This window comes from Amycolatopsis sp. NPDC058986, from assembly GCF_042741125.1.
Classification (GTDB): Bacteria; Actinomycetota; Actinomycetes; order Mycobacteriales; family Pseudonocardiaceae; genus Amycolatopsis.
In genome coordinates this window covers 25287-41258 of sequence record NZ_JBHYJW010000040.1, presented here as the reverse complement: position 1 = coordinate 41258, position 15972 = coordinate 25287, and the positions used below count along the sequence as shown (strand labels likewise).

The following is a 15972-nucleotide window of genomic DNA, read 5'->3' as shown; positions in this document are numbered from 1 at the left end:
ATGATGACTCCCATGGCGATGGCCGATTCGGATCCGACAGTCCGCGCGCAGGAACTGGGCGCGGCGATGCGCGAACTACGTGAAGAAGCCGGTTTCACCGTGCGTGCCGCCGGGGAGCGCATCGATGTGTCCGCGAGCAAGATCAGCCGCATCGAGACCGGTAAGAACGCCATCGCGGTCGAGGAAATCGCCGCGCTGCTGGCGGTCTACGAGGTGACCGGCCCGAGGCGCGCGAAGCTCATCGCCCTCGCGAGGGAGGCTGACCAACGCGGTTGGTGGCAACGCAGCGCACCGACCTACGCGGAGCGAGTGGAGACCTTGGTCTCGCTGGAATCCCGCGCTCTGATGATCACCAACTTCGAGGCGATCGTGATTCCCGGACTGCTTCAGACCGGTGAGTACACCCGGGCGATCATGGTCGAGGCGGGTTTGATCGACGACAGTGATGTCGAGAACCGGATGGTGACCAGGTTGCAGCGTCAGTCCGTGCTGATGCGGCGCCAGCCTCCGGGTTTGGTGGCGATCATCGATGAATTCGCGCTGCGCCGGGTGATCGGCGGTCGCGCGGTTCAACGCCGCCAGCTGGAACATTTGGTCGCCATGGCGCAGCGACCCAACATCGTCATCCATGTTGTCCCGAACGACGACCGCGGTCACGCCGCGATCGACGACGCTGGCTTTGCCGTCATCCGGCGGCCCGAGGGCGGCCCGGTGGTGTTCCTGGGGAACCACACCTCCAGTCTCTTTCTGGAGGAACGTCCGGAAATCCAGCAGTACGAGGAGGTGACGCGTCAGTTGCTCCTCCGTGCGCTCGATCCGGCAGAATCGACGGAGTACATCGCCGGACAGGCGAACCTGCTGGATACGGGAGAGCCGCGTGAAGACCCATCGCACCACGCTGACCTGGGTTAAGAGCAGCTACAGCGGAACAAACGAGAACTGCGTCGAGCTGGCGTTCCCCGGCCCGGACGTACTGGTCCGCGACTCGAAGGCCCCCGAAGGCGGCACCCTCCACCTCTCCACCGCCGCCCTGTACGCCCTGCTCCACAGCCTCTGACACCCGCGCCACTGTCCACACAGGACACCTCCGTCGCCGTCCTGCCCGATTGGTCCCCCTTTGTCTGTATCCTCAAGTCCGTGAATGCCACATCGAGGGAGTCAGATTCCCTCGATGTGGCATTCACAGACCACGGCCCCTCCCGCGCGGGACCACCTCGGCCAAACAGCTCCGGAAGTCCGCTGCCGTGAAGGACTCCTTACCGGCACTGAGCGCCGGTAAGGAGTCCTTCACGGCGTCGGGCACGGAGCCTGTGATCGAAATTCACGGGCCGAGGAGGGGCTTTCGTCTCGCTACGCGAGGAAAGGCGCCTCGGCCTCGTCCTCCGGTGGCTCCAGGCTGAACGTCCCGAACGAGCGTTCGCGACATCACCCGCCGCCCATGGCCCCCACGGACCACACCGTCGTCCCGGGTGATCAGTCCTCGATGGACCAGGTGATGCTGCGTTCGTCCGGCTCCGGCCGCGGGCTCCAGCGCACTGACACCACGCGCGTCGCGTCCGGCAGCACGTAAACCGTGTGGCCGCCCAGCGTCTCGCCGGGGCGCACGCCGATCTTGTGCGGCGGTCGCGAAGTCAGCGACACCGGTGCCTTGCCGATCGCCGTGCCGTCCGCGGTGAGCAGTTCGAGGTAGTTGTCCGGCAGCGAGGCGAACGGGATGTTCCCGCGGTTGGTGATCTCGGTGTGCACGACGACCGAGCGTTCCCCGTCCTCGAGCCGGTAGCCCGCGGCGCCGAACAGGTAGTCCGCCGGGTCCTGGACCTCCAGGAGCTGCACCGTGAGCTGCTCGCCCTCCAGCCCCTGCGTCTCCAGCACGTCCCCGGTCCGGCCCTGCTTCCCGGCCGCCTGCGGGGCCGGCGCCGGTTCGTCCCCGCGTGCCCATGACGACGACTGCGGCAGGCCCCAGGTGCTGAACGCCGGGTCGACCGCGGCGGGCGGGGGTCCGGGAGCGAACTGCTGCGGCGCGGGCGGACGCTGCTGGGGCGGGGCCACGGGCGGCGGCCCCGGGTAGCGGGCCGAGGGCGTCCCTTGCACCGTGTACGCGCCCGATGGCGCGCCCTGGACCGCGTACGGGCCGGACGGCGCGCCTTGCACTGTGTACGCCCCCGAAGGCGCACCCTGCACGGTGTAGGCGCCCGATGGCGCGCCCTGCACCGGATGCGGTGGGTGCGGAACCTGCGGCGGCCGCTGCTGAACAGGGGCTTGCTGGGCCGGGGTCTGCTGCGAGGGCGGCTGGACCGGGCGGTTCGCCCACGACGGCGGCGCTCCCGCGATGGCGGCACGCAGGCCCTGCGGATCGCTTTCCACGCCCACCAGCAGTGGCAGGCCGCTGCCCGACAACGCGACCAGCCGGTAGGCGACCTCGCGCGGATCCATGCCGACCTTCGCCGCGAGCTCGTGCACGGCGGCCTTGCCCAGGTCGGCGAGCGCGGCGAGCAAGCGGGTATCGACGGGATCTGTCACAGCCACTCCCGGAACGCTACCGTCTCGCCCCCGCGGCCGCGTCGAAGGCCGCCCGCGCCCGGCGGGTCCCAACGGAGCCAGGCCCGGTTGCGACAAGGGCGTCCCTGGGTGCGCTGGACGCACCGGGGGCCTCCCTCGGTGCGGCCAACGCACCCAGGGCGTCCCTCGGTTCCAGCCGCCCGGGACGCTCGCTGTGGACAAAACCCGGTACGAGCGGACCGTTCGTACCGGAGAGCGGCGGTGGCGCCGGAGTTGTGGTTAGGGTCGGAGACAACACCATCCGCGCACCTTTGGGGGCCCACGCCATGACCGCAGTCGCCGCGCTCGCCGACGAGTTCGTCGAGGAGTTGTTCACCGTCGATCCGCTGACGCCCGCCCTGCTCGGCCTGCGTTCGGACGCGGCGGGGCTGGGCGATTTCACCGACGCCGCCGAGCAGGCACACCGGGCGAAGCTCGTCGAGTTCGTCGAGCGGGCACAGGCATTCGACGACGCCGCTCTCGACAACCAGGACAGGGTCACCCGTGACGTCCTGATCAGCTCCGCCCAGGGGCGGATCGACCTGATCGACAGCCGGTCCGCCGAGTTCACCGTGAGCGACCTGTTCATCGCACCGGCCTCGGGGCTGCTCACCGCGTTGCCGATGGTCTCGGTGACCGCCGGCCCCGCGGCCGAGGCGCAGCTGGGCAGGCTGGCCGCCGTCCCCGAGTACCTCCGGCAGGCCGCGCAACGGCATCGTGACGGCATCGCCGCCGGCCGGGTCCCGGTGGCGCGGCTGGTACAGAGTGCCGTGGCGCATCTGGATCGCTACCTGGCCGACCCGTCGGCGGATCCGCTGCGGCGTCAGCCCGCTCCGGACGAGGAGTTCGCCGCCAAGCGCGAGGAACTGCTGCGTGACGTCGTGCGGCCCGCGTTCGCCGAATACCGCGACGTGCTCGCTGCCGAGATCGCGCCACACGGGCGTCCCGATGACAAGCCCGGCGTGTGCTGGCTGCCCGGCGGCGAGGAGATCTACGCCCGGTTCGCGCGCAAGCACACCACCACCGACCGCTGCCCGCGTGAGCTGCACGAGACCGGCCTGGCGCTGATCGCCGCGCAGGCCGAGGAGTACCGGACGCTGGGGGAGCGGGTCTTCGGCACCCGCGAACTCCCGGAGATCTTCGCCAAACTGCGGACGGATCCGTCGCTGCGCTGGTCGGGCGCGGAGGAGCTGCTGCAGAGCGCTCGCGACGCGATCACCCGCGCGGAGGCGGAGGCGCCGAAGTGGTTCGGCACGATTCCCGAGCAGCCCTGGGTCCTCGAACCGATCCCCGAGGAGGTGGCGCCGGGCGCGCCGCCCGCGTACTACATGCCGCCCGCCATCGACGGATCCCGCGCCGGCACGTACTTCGCGAACACCCACAAGGCGACCGACCGGTTCCGTCAGGCGTCCGAGGCCACGGCGTTCCACGAGGCCATCCCCGGCCACCACTTCCAGCTGAGCATCGCGCAGAACCTCACCGAACTGCCCCTGCTGCGCCGCATCGGCGACTTCAACGCCTACGTCGAAGGCTGGGGCCTCTACACCGAGCGGCTCGCCGAGGAAATGGGGCTGTACTCCGACGACGTCTCACTGCTGGGGCTGCTGACCGTGGAGTCGATGCGGGCCGGCCGGCTGGTGGTCGACACCGGGTTGCACGCGCTCGGCTGGAGCAGGCAGCAGGCGGTGGACTACCTCGTCGAGCACACGCCGATGGCGCAGGTCGAGATCGAGTCCGAGGTCGACCGGTACATCGCCTACCCGGGCCAGGCACTGTCGTACATGGTGGGGCGGCTGGAGATCCAGCGGATCCGCGCCGCGGCCGAGCGCAGGCTCGGATCGCGGTTCGACATTCGCGCGTTCCACGACGTCGTGCTCTCCGGCGGCGCGCTGCCGTTGTCGGTGCTGGACACCGTGGTGTCCGACTGGGTCGCCGGGCACGGCGACACTCCCAACGGGCTCGCCGAGGACCTGACCGCGTTGCTGTTCGAGGCCGATCCGCTGTGGCCTTCCCAGCTCGGGCTGCCGGGTGACCACGACCGGCTGGGCGATCCGAGCGCGGAAGCCGCGGCGCGGCACCGCGAGGCCTGCCTCGACATCGTGACGCGGGCCGAGGCGCTCGATCGTGGCTCGTTCCCCACCGAGGAAGCGCTCACGCGCGACGTCGTGATCTCCCAGGCGCGCAACGTCATCGACGCGCACGACGCGCGGCTGTTCGAGTTCTCGGTCAGCGACGGGCTCAGCTCACCCGCGCTGACCCCGCTGGTGTTCCTGCCCAGCATCGTGCTGGACGACGAGGCGAAGGCCCGCGGTTATCTCGCCCGGCTTGCCGCGCTCGGGCCGTACCTCGACGCGGTGATCGCGCGGCAGCTGGCGGCGCTGAAGGAGGGCTTCGTCCCGGCGGACTTCCTGGTGCGGATCGGCGTCGGCTACGTCGACCGCTATCTCGGCGCCCCGGACAACGACCCGCTGCGGGTCACCCCGAGCGTGACCGTCGAAGGGTTCGAGGCCGAACGGGATCGGCTGCTCACCGAGGTCGTGCGGCCCGCTTACCAGCGGTATCGCGACTTCCTGGCGAACGAGGTCACCGAACACGCCAGGCCCGAAACCGAACCGGGCCTCGGGTACGTGCCCGGTGGGCGGGAGAAGTACGAGGGCATGATCCGCGTGGAGACCACCACGTCGAGGACCCCGCGCGAACTGCACGACACCGGCCTCGAGGTGATCGCGAAGCTGGCCGACGAGTACCGCGAGCTGGGCTCGCGGGTGTTCGGCACGACCGATCTCGCGGAGATCTTCGAGCGGCTGCGCACCGATCCGGAGCTGCGCTGGCGCGACGGCGAGGAGCTGCTCGACGCGGCTCGCGCCACCATCAAACGCGCAGAAGCCGTTGCACCGCAATGGTTTTCGACGGTTCCGGCGGCCGAGTGCGTGGTCGCGCCGGTCCCCGAAGCCGAGGGGGCGGGCGGCACGACCGCGTACTACCTCGAGGCCGCCTTGGACGGTTCGCGGCCGGGAACGTACTTCGCGAACACCCACGAGGCGAGCAGCAGGCCGAAGTGCACGAGCGAGGCGATCGCCTTCCACGAAGCCGTTCCAGGGCACCACTTCCAGCTGAGTATCGGGCAGAATCTCACCGAACTGCCGCTGCTGCGGCGCATCGCGCACGTCAACGCCTACAGCGAGGGCTGGGGTCTCTACGCCGAGCGGCTGGCCGACGAAATGGGGCTGTACTCCAGCGACGTGACCCGGCTCGGGATGCTGATGCAGGACTCCCTGCGCGCGGCGCGATTGGTGGTCGACACCGGGTTGCACGCGCTCGGCTGGAGCAGGCAGCAGGCGGTGGACTACCTGCGGGAGCACACGCCGGTGGCGCTGCTGGAGGTCGAGGCCGAGGTCGACCGGTACGCCTCGATTCCGGGGCAGGCGCTGGGATACATGGTGGGACGGCTGGAGATCCAGCGGCTCCGCGCCGAGGCCGAGCGGGCGCTCGGGGACCGGTTCGACATCCGCGAGTTCCACGAGGTCGTGCTGGGCCACGGGACGCTGCCGCTCACCGTCCTGGAAACCGTCGTCACCGACTGGATCGCCGCCCGCACGTCCTGACCCGGCGCCGCCCCAGCGCCGATGGCATCGCCTGATGTCGCGAACGCTCCGTTGCCGACGATGAACGTCCCGAACGGAGCGTTCGCGACATCCAAGCCCGCCAAACCAGACCCCACCGAAGGCCGTGAAGGCCTCCTTTACAGCGCTGAGCGCCGGTAAGGAGTCCTTCACGGCATCACCCCACCAGCAAGGTCGCATCTCCACCCCTACCGAAGGAGTACCGCGTGACCTGGCTCGACCTGGCCGAAGACACCCTCTTCGGTCTGGACAACCTGCCCTACGGCGTGTTCTCCCGGCCTGGCGACACTCGTCGCCGCGTCGGAGTGGCCGTCGGCGACCAGGTTCTGGACCTGTCGGCGGCGATGGCGGACACCGCGTTCGCGTCGTTGTTCGACGCCGAAGTGCTCAACCCGTTCCTGGCAGCGGGGCCCGCGACCTGGCGGGACGTGCGGGTGCTGGTGCGGGAGTGGCTCACCGAGCCGCGTCACGCGGATCGGACCGCCCCGCACCTGGTGGCGCGCGAGGAGGTGACCACGCACCTGCCGATCGAGGTCGCGGACTACGTCGACTTCTATTCGAGCGAGCAGCACGCGCTCAACGCCGGGCGGATCCTCGGGATCACCGACGACGAGCTGGCGCCGAACTGGAAACGGCTCCCGGTCGGCTACCACGGCAGGGCGGGCACGGTGGTGGTGTCCGGAACGCCGATCGTCCGGCCGAGTGGCCAGCGCAAGCCGCGCAGTGCGGCCGAACCGAGCTTCGGCCCGTCGCGGCTGCTCGACATCGAGGCCGAGGTCGGGTTCGTCGTCGGCACACCGTCCACTTGGGGCACTCCGGTTCCCGTCGACGACTTCGCCGCGCACGTGTTCGGCCTGTGCCTGGTCAACGACTGGTCGGCGCGGGACATCCAGGGCTGGGAATCGCAACCCCTCGGCCCGTTCCTCGGCAAGTCCTTCGCGACGTCGATGTCGGCGTGGATCGTGCCGCTCGACGCGCTCAGCCACGCCAGGGTCGCCCCGCCCGCGCAGGATCCGGAGCCGTTCGAGTACCTGCGCGGCCGCGAGCCGTGGGGGATCGACCTCGCGCTGGAGGTCCGGCTCAACGGGCACCTGGTGTCCAGCCCGCCGTTCGCGACGCAGTACTGGACCGGCGCGCAGCAGCTCGCACATCTGACCGTCAACGGCGCGAGCCTGCGCACCGGTGACCTGTACGCGTCGGGCACGGTCACCGGGCCCGAGCGGGAGCAGCGCGGGTCGCTGCTGGAGCTGAGCTGGGGCGGTCGCGAGCCGTTCGACCTGGCCGGCGGCGAGACGCGGAAGTTCCTGCTGGACGGGGACGAGGTGGTCATCAGCGGGACGGCGCCCGGCCGCGGCGGCACCCGGATCGGCTTCGGCGAGGTGCGCGGGCGAGTCCTTCCCGCCGTCTGAGGCACATCGGTACCGGAGGTGTGGCACTGCACACGCTGATTTCGCGGTAGTTTGTATCCGGTATACAGTCTTCGTAGACGAGGTCGAGCATCGCCGGAGCAAGCACACGGAGGTCGGTACGCCATGTACTCAGTCACCAACCCGGCCACGGGCGCGCTGGTCGAAGAGATTCCCAACGCGACCGACGAGCAGGTACAGGCGGCCATCGGGCAGGTGCACCGCGGCTACTCGTCGTGGCGGCGCCGCCCGGTCGCCGAACGCGCGGCCATCGTGCTGCGCGCCGCGAACCTTTTCGCCGAACGTGCCGACGAGCTGGCCGCGATCATGACCCTGGAGATGGGCAAGCGGATCAACGAGGGTCGTGGCGAGATCGGCATCGTCGTCGACATCTTCACCTACTACGGCGAGCACGGGCCCGCGCTCCTGGCCGACGAGCCGCTGACGATCAAGGGCGGGAAGGCGGTCATCACCAAGGAGCCGATCGGCGCGCTGCTCGGGGTGATGCCGTGGAACTTCCCCTGCTACCAGGTGGCCCGCTTCGTGGCGCCGAATCTCGTGCTGGGCAACACGATCCTGCTCAAGCACGCCTCGATCTGCCCGCGTTCCGCGAAGGCGATCGAGGAGATCCTGCGCGAGGCGGGCGTGCCCGAAGACGCGTACGTCAACACGTTCGCGTCCAGCAGGCAGGTTCCCGGCATCCTCGCCGACCCGCGCATCCAGGGTGTGTCCCTGACCGGAAGCGAGCAGGCGGGGGTCGCGGTGGCCGCCGACGCGGGCCGGAACCTGAAGCGGTGCGTCCTGGAACTGGGCGGTTCCGACCCGCTGATCGTGCTGGACACCGCCGACATGGACGAAACCGTGAAGGCCACCGCGACGGCGCGGATGCGCAACTGCGGCCAGTCCTGCAACGCCCCCAAGCGGATCATCGTGCTGGACGAGATCTACGACGAGTTCGTCAGCGGCTTCACCAAGCGAGTCGCCGAGTACTACGTGGCAGGCGACCCCGCCGACCCGGCGACGACCCTCCCGCCGCTGGCCTCGATCTCCGCCGCCGACGAGGTGGCCGCGCAGGTCCGCACCGCGGTCGACCAGGGCGCGACGCTGCGCACCGGCGGGAACCGCGTCGGTCCCGGCGCCTACCTCGAAGCCACCGTGCTCACGGACGTCACCCGCGACATGAACGCCTACTACGAGGAGATCTTCGGCCCGGTCGCGCTGATCTTCCGCGCGGCGTCCGAGGACGACGCCGTCGCGATCGCCAACGACTCGCCGTTCGGGCTCGGCGCCAGCGTCTTCGGCACCGATCCGGAGCGGATGCGGCGAGTGGCCGGGCGGATCGAATCGGGCATGGTCTACCTGAACAGGGCGGGCGGCTCGCAGGCCGACCTGCCCTTCGGCGGGATCAAACGCTCCGGCATGGGCCGCGAACTCGGCGCACTGGGCATCGAAGAGTTCATGAACAAGAAATCCATCCGCCTGTAGCGGCCGCCGAGCGGTGTGGGGCCGGGCGGAAACAACCGTCGAGTTCCGTTCTCCGAAACTTGTCAACGCGAGCTGCCCGTCTTGAATCGCGTAGGAGAACTTCGATTTTTGGCCGCCCCCATGGCATCCGGGCCGGAAGCAGCGCAAGCATCCAATGTGGACACTGTGCTGCCGGTGGCTCGGCGACGGCTTGGGGCGGTGTGTCCGGCATGGGTGAAATGGCGGGAAACGGGCGCGGGCAGGTCCGCGCAGCGGCGCACCCCGGTGTTGTGCTCGGGTAACACACGGGTGAATGCACGCGCATCGGCATGTGCTGGTCTAGGGTGTCCGGGATGTGACTGTGGTTCCGGGAGTGGCGGGTTCACCTCCGGAGCGGTCGCGTCGACGGCTCCCGAGGTGCTTGAGTGAGTCTGCGGAGGTGGCGTTACAGCTGACTGGTAGCCGGCGGGTCGCTGACAGCTGCCTCGGGAAGTCGGCCAAGGCAAGCAACAAAACTGGACAACGGCAGGGCTTGTTGGTTGCCGAGGAGGTTGCTGGCTAGTGAGCGAAAGGGCCGCGCGGTCATTCGAGTCGTGGGGAGAAGAGGACGCCGCGATCCTGAATTCGTTCGTTGTCTGTGGTGTGGGGGAACTGCCCGTCACGTTGGTGGCCGTCGGCGCGGGTCTCGATGAGGCGAACGCGGCAGCGCGTTGCGAGCGGTTGGCGCGTGACGGGTGGCTGGCACGGGGTTCGTCCGGCGGGTTCGTTCTCGGTGACCACGCGCGAGCGTCGTTGCGCGACGGATCCGCCTCCGCGGCTGTCACGGAACAGAGACTTGCGGTCGCGCGTCGTCTCGCGGTTCGCCTGGGCGCGGAAACCCTGACGGAGACACAAGGTTGGCTCGCGCAGACAGCGTGGCCGGCGGTCGGAGTGGTGCGATGGCTGGCCGGAACCGACCTGGCCGGGCACGGTGTCGAACTCGCCCGCAGCTGGTGGGGCTCCGCGGGGCGGGTAGCCGATCAGCGATGGAGCACGGCCTTGGCTTCGGCGGGGGAGCGGGCGGCGATCACGGCGCGCGACCCGGCGGCACTGGCCGAGTTGCTGGTGCTGAGTGCTCGGCACGCGGAGCAGGCCGAGGACTTGCCGCGGGCCGAGGCGCAATGGGTGCGGGCGTTGAAGATTCAGCGGGATAGGGGTGACGCGCACGGCGCGGTCGCTGTCCTGGAGGCGCTCGGCTCGCTCTACACCAGGTGGGCCCGGCTGCATCGGGCGATGGACGCTTATCTCGACTTGCTTGCGGTGTACGAGAAAACGCAGGACGGGCATGGTGTGCTGATGACCTCGCAGCGGCTGGGCGCGGTGCTGATGCTGGCCGAACGACCCGCGGCGGCGGTGGAGTACCTCAGCCGGGCGGACCTCTACGCGGCGGATGACGACCGGATCGACGACAGCGCTCATGCCGAACTGTTGATCATGCTGGGGCGCGCCCAATGGGGTGCGGGCCGGACGGGACCGGCCCGCCGCACGTTCAGCAGGGCGCTGGCTCGTCTTGTCGACGTCGACGACCAAGGCGCCGAGTATGTCCGGGCTCTGCTGGCCACCGAGGAGGGCGCTGTGTTGCCCGTAGCGGAACGCGGCGACGTCGCAGACAGGTCACCGCGAGAACGATAGCCAAGGCGAGCAACGCGATGACGGCGAACCGGTGTTGTGGTGAGTGGGGTCGAGGGGACACTCGGTGGCGGCCGTGGCACGAACGCCGATGCCGGGACAGCGGAGCTTCCATGGGAACTTCCTGGGCAGGAAAGAGGTGGTGGGTGTGCTCGGGAACGGGGCCGATCGGCCGGGCGGAGGCTAGCCGAAGACTTCGCGGTCTTCGGCGGGGGCCACCGGGTCGTGTGTGCTGAGAAGATCCAGCACCTCCTCGCAGATGAAGATCTTCTTGTATCGTTTGTTGGCCTCGACCTTGAGCAGTCCCGCGCGTTCCAGTTCTCTCGCCACGTCGTTGGCACCTTTGCGGGACATGCCGAAGCGTTCGGCGATCGAGTGGTGGTTACTGAACGGCATGCCGATCAGCCCACTCGCGACCTTGCGGACATTGCCGCTTCGGTTGACCTTCTCCAGATGTCGCGCGCGCAGCTGCTCCATGCGTTTGATCAAATCGATCTGTTCCCCGCACAAGTGACGGATGCCGTCGGCGAAGAACACCACGAACTTCTCGAAGTCGCCCGTGTCCACGACTTCCCGGAGCCTTTGGTGATACTCGGTGCGGTTGCGGTCCAGCCAGAGGGACAGGGGCAGGATCTGGTCGCGCAGCACACCGGCGCGGACCAGCTCCAGGCTGACATAGAGACGGGCGACGTAACCATTGCCGCCCGCGAAGGGATGAATCAGTTCCAGCTGCTGGTGTCCCATGGCGAGCTTGCCGACCAAGGGCAGATCGCACGGCGCGCCGACCCATTCCTGCCATTGCTGCGCGGCGGCCTGCAGGTGCGGGCCGGGCGGGGTGTGCACGAGGACGGCCTCGCCGCGGGTACGGCCACCCACCCAGCTCGTACCCGCGCGCCAGAATCGTTCGGCTGCCGGGGGTTCGGGCGCGAGCTGACTACTGATCCGGCCCAGCAACGGCAGGTCGATCTCCGCGCCGCCGCGCACGTTGGTGAACGCGGCGCGGCTCGCCTCGAGGTAGCGCAAGATCGGCTCGACGTCCGGTCCGGCCTTGACGCCCGGCAGATTGGCACGCAGTACTTCGCGAAGCGACACATGCGCGTTCTCCAGTGCCGCCGAACTCTGCGCCTCGCGCAGCATCGTGTAGTAAACGAGATACTCTCGATCCGGAAGCCGTTCCGCGGCTTCGTCCAGTCGTCCCAGCGCCTGCTCGGAAGCGGCCAGTATTTGATAGGTAAGCGGTGTCAGGGCCAGCTCCGAAGGTAATGGACGTGGTACCCAACCCCCTTCCCGGTGGATCCGTGCGGGAAAGCCCTCCGGGTCTTCCAGTCGGATCCACATCCCGGTGGTGGCCTTGCTGTCTTTCATGGCGCAGAGCCTCTACGAAGTCACTGGAAGGCGGCAAATGGTGAAATTGATCTGATCAAGATCAACTTTGGGTCCTGGGGTCTTCTCCGTGGCGTGCCGGGGATCATGGTGGTCGCGGGCCGAAGGTGCCGGAAGCCACTGTTTGCCCAGCTCACGACCGGGTGGGTCGAGATCTCCCTTGCTGTGCGAGGGCGTCGATATGTGGCAGTGCAAGCGGATTCGGGTTTTCGGGATCAGCACGCTCGAGACACTGACGCAGCTCGAGTCACTCTGAAGCGTGCGAAATTCACCGGAATGGGTGGCTGGGATGGTCTTCTGGTTCGCGGTTAAAGCGTTGACGCGGTGGCGTCTGCTCGAAAGGGTGCCACGCTGGTGTTGCCGGAGCCAGATGAACTCGCCGGTAGCAATGAAGTCGCGGAGTCGATCTTCTTCGAATGGTAGCGAGGGGTGCGCTCGGAGGATTCCCCGGATGGCCCACGAACGCGTCGGCGAGGACAGGGGGCGCTCGGCGGCGGGCTGAACGGGCCCCGAGGTCCGCGTGATCGGCGAACCGCATAAGGCTTCAGGCGGCAGGGAATCATTCTCCTGGTGAAGAATTGTGCGGTATCGGGCTATTCACGCAAGCGTGACATGATTGGTGGCGAACCGTATTTTCTGACGGAACGGGGACGTGTTCTCGGCGGAGGACCAGATCACCGTCGACACGATGACCGCGCTGCCGAAGTCCCCGAAGTTCGAGACCACCCGCTTCCGGATCGGACCCCACCCCCGGCGACGTCGTGATCTTGGGGCCCAGGTCCGCCGCACGCGCCGAGCCTCGCCCGTTCGGCCCGTCAGCCGGTGTGGGCAGCGGTGTCGAGTAGCCGCTGGGCGCGCAGCGCGACCTCCAGCTCGAAGTGCTCGTCGGGATCGTCGAGTCGGTCACCGAAGAGGCTTTTGATCCGCCGCAGGCGATAGCGGACGGTCTGCGGATGGATGTCGAGCCGCTGGGCGATTTCCGGGGCGCCACCCCGGGTTTCCAGCCAGGCCAGCAGGGTTTCGCTCAACCTGGCCCGTTGCTTGGTGGTCAGCCGGGCCAGCGGGGCGAGGCTGCGGGCGACGAGCGCGCGGGCCAGGAATTCGTCGGCGAGCAGCCAGAACGTCGTGAGATGGTCATCGGACCAGGTCAGCGGGGCGTCCGGGAGAATGCCCCGCTGGACCAGGTCGAGCGCACGGCGCGCGTGCCGCAGGGAGACCGCGACGTCGGCGGGCCGTACCCGCGGGCCGACCGCGGCCTTGCCACTGGCCAGTCCCGTTTCGAGGTCGGGCAGCCGGTCTTCGTGGGCGGCGACGACCAGGCACGGCTCGTCGCCGTCGAGGTCGGCGAGAACGCGGTCGTCCATGGCCAGCACCGGCAGGTCCGGCTGCGCGCCGTCGCGGGCCAGCGCCACGGCGATCACCTGCGCGGGTAGTTTCCAGCGCGCGAGTTCGGCGAGGTCGGCCAGTTCCCGTCTCGATACCGAAGGCCCGTCGAGGAGCAGGTTGAGCAGCCGTCTTCGGCGCCGTTCCAGCACGCCGGCTGTGCGCGCCTTGGCCGCGGCGAAACCCTGGACCGACAGAGCCGACATTTCTTCCACGTAGGCGAACAGCATGTCGCCGAGCAAACAGACGGTGGGAAGCGACAGATTCGCGGCCTGCCCGAAATCGGCGATGCGCTGCCACGCCACTCTGGCGCCGACGTGGTAGGCGTTCTGCAGGGCTTCCACGCCGTCGCCCTCGACGGTCTGCAGTTCGCCGAGCCTGCGGAACAGGTCGGCGTCGTTTTCGTGCGGGTTCGCGGGATTGGCGACGCGCTCGATGAACTGGACGACCGCGCGGTCGATTCCTTCGGTGATGACCTTGCCGAACGCGCCTTCCAGCGGACGCGCGTACGCCGGGATCGCCCGCTGTATCGCCGCGAGGATCTCTTGCGCCACATCGTGTGCGCCCGGCCGGAACTTGTTCGCCAGATTGTGGGGGAGCGCCAGCCACGGGTTGTCGATGGCGGGCAGACCGGACCGTTCGGCCGAAGGCACGAACCGTGTCGCGGGCACGAAGGTGTTCAGCGGGTTCCCGGAGGTGTCCGTGTCAGTCACCGGTGCTCTTCCCCTACTGGCGGTGACAAGAATTCGTCGGACCGCACGTCGTCGGTTGAGCAATTTGTGATGTCGATCACTATATTGCGAGATCTCGGGAAGTGTCAATGATCAACGCGAGGGCTCGGAGCGACGCCGAGCGTGGCCAATCTGTTGGACTATTGCCAACCGCTGCGCTTTCAGGTGATTTATTGGCCAGTCGGCGTGCGAGTTCCCCGAATCGCGACGACGCGTTCCGACGATAACATCCGAAGCGGAACTTGTCAGGCCGGTGACAAGTTCCTCCGAGAATTGTTCTGGACCGATTCCTGAATAATTCAGGCTTGTCCCACATGTTGCGCGGAAGTAACCTACTCCGTGGTAGGTATTGCGGCCGGGCCGGATTCGGCTAACGAAATCCGGTGCCGTCCGCTGATTATGCGATCGCGCTCTTGTGGCGAAATAAAATCATGCCCTCGCCGGACAAACGACGAGTGGCGGAGGAGGTTGCGTGATGTCAGGTCGCATAAGTTCTTCCTCGGGACGCCGCCGGGTCGTGGCAGTCGTCGCGAGTGTGGCAGCGGCCCTGCTCGGGGCAGGCGTCGCCGGATCCGCGTCCGCGCACGAACTGGGCGCGTTCGGACAGGTCACGAAAAATCTCACCTACAGCTGCACTTTTCCGCTGGTGGGCCCGCAGGACGTGACCGGGAAGGTCGCGATCACCCTCCCGGATTCGGGTACGGCCGGGCAGCGCATCGCGCCGGGCGACCTGAACATCAGCGTCACACTGCAGGACAACATCGTCGGCGCGCTCAGGGCTTTCGGTACCGCCTACGCGCAGGGTACCGGCGCCGCGGACGTCGATGCGAACTATGACGGCAAACAGCTGACACTCGGCATTCCCGGATTGAACATCGCGCGTGCCGATATTCCGCCGAGTGGTCCATTGACCACTACTATTTCCGGCCCGATGCCGAATCTTGTCGTGTACAAGGCGGGCACGATCACGCTTCGGGCGGGTCAGCAGTTCAACGCGAAGGTCGACACTCGGAAAGCCGACGGGACACCGACACCGCTCGGCATTCTGGACGTGCCGTGCACGATCAAGACGACCGACCCGCCGCAGGACACGCTGTTCGCGAACATTCCCGTTTCCGGCCCGTCCACAGCCGAATCCGTGGTGCGGCCGCTGGGTGACGTGAACAAGAACCTCACCTACACCTGTACGTTCCCGCAGATCGGAAACCAGCAGATCCAGGGCAATGTCAAGGCCACGATTCCCGACACGGTCGCGGTCGGCCAGCGTGCCCAGATCAGCAACCTGGTGATCGGCGCCCAGTTCAACCCGGCGACGGCGAATCTGCTGCGGAGCAACCAGGCGGCGACGGTCGAGGGCAGGGCGTACGCCGATGTGGACGCGACCCTGGACACCACCAGGATCACGATCGGCATTCCCGGCTCGATCCCGCAGACGCCCGTCCCGCCGACCGACCCGGCGAGCGGATCGATCACCCCGGACGTCCCGAGCCTGATCTTCTACCAGGCAGGCACCCTCGACGTCGCCGCGGGCCAGCAGCTGAACGGGACGGTCACCCCGCGTAAGTCCGACGGAACCGCGACCGCGCTCGGCACCTTCGCCCTGCCGTGCACCGTGGATCCGGGCCAGGACCAGCACATCGCGACCGTGCCCATCACGGCGTAACTCCCCGGAACCGGGTGGTGTGGCCACCAAGCGCCGGTGGGCCCACCAACCACAAACCCCGCGGCTGTGTCTTAAAAAAAAAAGACGCAGCCCACCAATACAAAGGTGTAGAT

General features: G+C 68.2%; 10 protein-coding genes. 7 read left to right on the top strand and 3 right to left on the bottom strand.

Features of this window, described 5'->3' with window-relative positions; genetic code table 11:
- The first annotated feature begins 12 nt into the window (after positions 1-12).
- Both ACFW0G_RS29950 and ACFW0G_RS29945 read left to right on the top strand, forming a co-directional pair.
- The gene (locus ACFW0G_RS29950; RefSeq protein WP_378328772.1) at positions 13-912 is read left to right on the top strand and encodes a helix-turn-helix domain-containing protein; all 900 of its coding nucleotides are present in this window, start codon (positions 13-15) and stop codon (positions 910-912) included.
- A complete protein-coding gene (locus tag ACFW0G_RS29945) occupies positions 878-1057 on the top strand; it encodes a DUF397 domain-containing protein (RefSeq protein ID WP_378328771.1) in 180 nt (59 codons plus the stop codon). Before ACFW0G_RS29950 ends, ACFW0G_RS29945 begins: the two co-directional genes overlap by 35 nt.
- Before the next feature lie 416 nt (positions 1058-1473).
- On the opposite strand, the gene ACFW0G_RS29940 is transcribed toward ACFW0G_RS29945, so the two are convergent.
- Positions 1474-2526: an AsnC family protein gene (locus tag ACFW0G_RS29940; RefSeq protein ID WP_378328770.1), complete on the bottom strand. Its 1053-nt coding sequence runs from the start codon at positions 2524-2526 to the stop codon at positions 1474-1476.
- A 299-nt stretch (positions 2527-2825) separates the two neighbouring features.
- Here ACFW0G_RS29940 and ACFW0G_RS29935 point away from each other — a divergent pair, with 299 nt between their 5' ends.
- From ACFW0G_RS29935 to ACFW0G_RS29920, 4 genes are all read left to right on the top strand, one after another.
- Positions 2826-6143, top strand: a complete 3318-nt coding sequence (locus ACFW0G_RS29935; RefSeq protein ID WP_378328769.1) for a DUF885 domain-containing protein — start codon at positions 2826-2828, stop codon at positions 6141-6143.
- Between the two features lie 224 nt (positions 6144-6367).
- Positions 6368-7570, top strand: coding sequence for a fumarylacetoacetase (fahA, locus tag ACFW0G_RS29930; RefSeq protein WP_378328768.1), 1203 nt, complete (start codon positions 6368-6370; stop codon positions 7568-7570).
- Between the two features lie 123 nt (positions 7571-7693).
- Entirely contained in the window at positions 7694-9052 is a 1359-nt protein-coding gene (locus ACFW0G_RS29925) for an NAD-dependent succinate-semialdehyde dehydrogenase (RefSeq protein ID WP_378328767.1), read from the top strand.
- Between the two features lie 912 nt (positions 9053-9964).
- Positions 9965-10702, top strand: a complete 738-nt coding sequence (locus ACFW0G_RS29920) for a hypothetical protein (protein WP_378328766.1) — start codon at positions 9965-9967, stop codon at positions 10700-10702.
- A gap of 180 nt (positions 10703-10882) precedes the next feature.
- On the opposite strand, the gene ACFW0G_RS29915 is transcribed toward ACFW0G_RS29920, so the two are convergent.
- Positions 10883-12064, bottom strand: coding sequence for a Fic family protein (locus ACFW0G_RS29915; RefSeq protein ID WP_378328765.1), 1182 nt, complete (start codon positions 12062-12064; stop codon positions 10883-10885).
- Between the two features lie 833 nt (positions 12065-12897).
- Positions 12898-14178 carry a helix-turn-helix domain-containing protein gene (locus ACFW0G_RS29910; RefSeq protein ID WP_378328764.1) on the bottom strand — a complete coding sequence of 427 codons (1281 nt, stop codon included), beginning with the start codon at positions 14176-14178 and terminating at the stop codon, positions 12898-12900.
- Positions 14179-14671: 493 nt separating this feature from the next.
- On the opposite strand from ACFW0G_RS29910, the gene ACFW0G_RS29905 reads away from it, so the two are divergent.
- Positions 14672-15859 (top strand): DUF6801 domain-containing protein, encoded by a 1188-nt coding sequence (locus tag ACFW0G_RS29905; RefSeq protein ID WP_378328763.1) that lies wholly within the window; start codon positions 14672-14674, stop codon positions 15857-15859.
- Positions 15860-15972: the final 113 nt, after the last annotated feature.

Excerpts from the sequence above, each read along its gene's own strand:
- ACFW0G_RS29950 (WP_378328772.1), top strand. The coding sequence starts at position 13 with ATGGCGATGGCCGATTCGGATCCGACAGTCCGCGCGCAGGAACTGGGC.
- ACFW0G_RS29935 (WP_378328769.1), top strand. The coding sequence starts at position 2,826 with ATGACCGCAGTCGCCGCGCTCGCCGACGAGTTCGTCGAGGAGTTGTTC.
- ACFW0G_RS29925 (WP_378328767.1), top strand. The coding sequence starts at position 7,694 with ATGTACTCAGTCACCAACCCGGCCACGGGCGCGCTGGTCGAAGAGATT.
- ACFW0G_RS29915 (WP_378328765.1), bottom strand. The coding sequence starts at position 12,064 with ATGAAAGACAGCAAGGCCACCACCGGGATGTGGATCCGACTGGAAGAC.
- ACFW0G_RS29905 (WP_378328763.1), top strand. The coding sequence starts at position 14,672 with ATGTCAGGTCGCATAAGTTCTTCCTCGGGACGCCGCCGGGTCGTGGCA.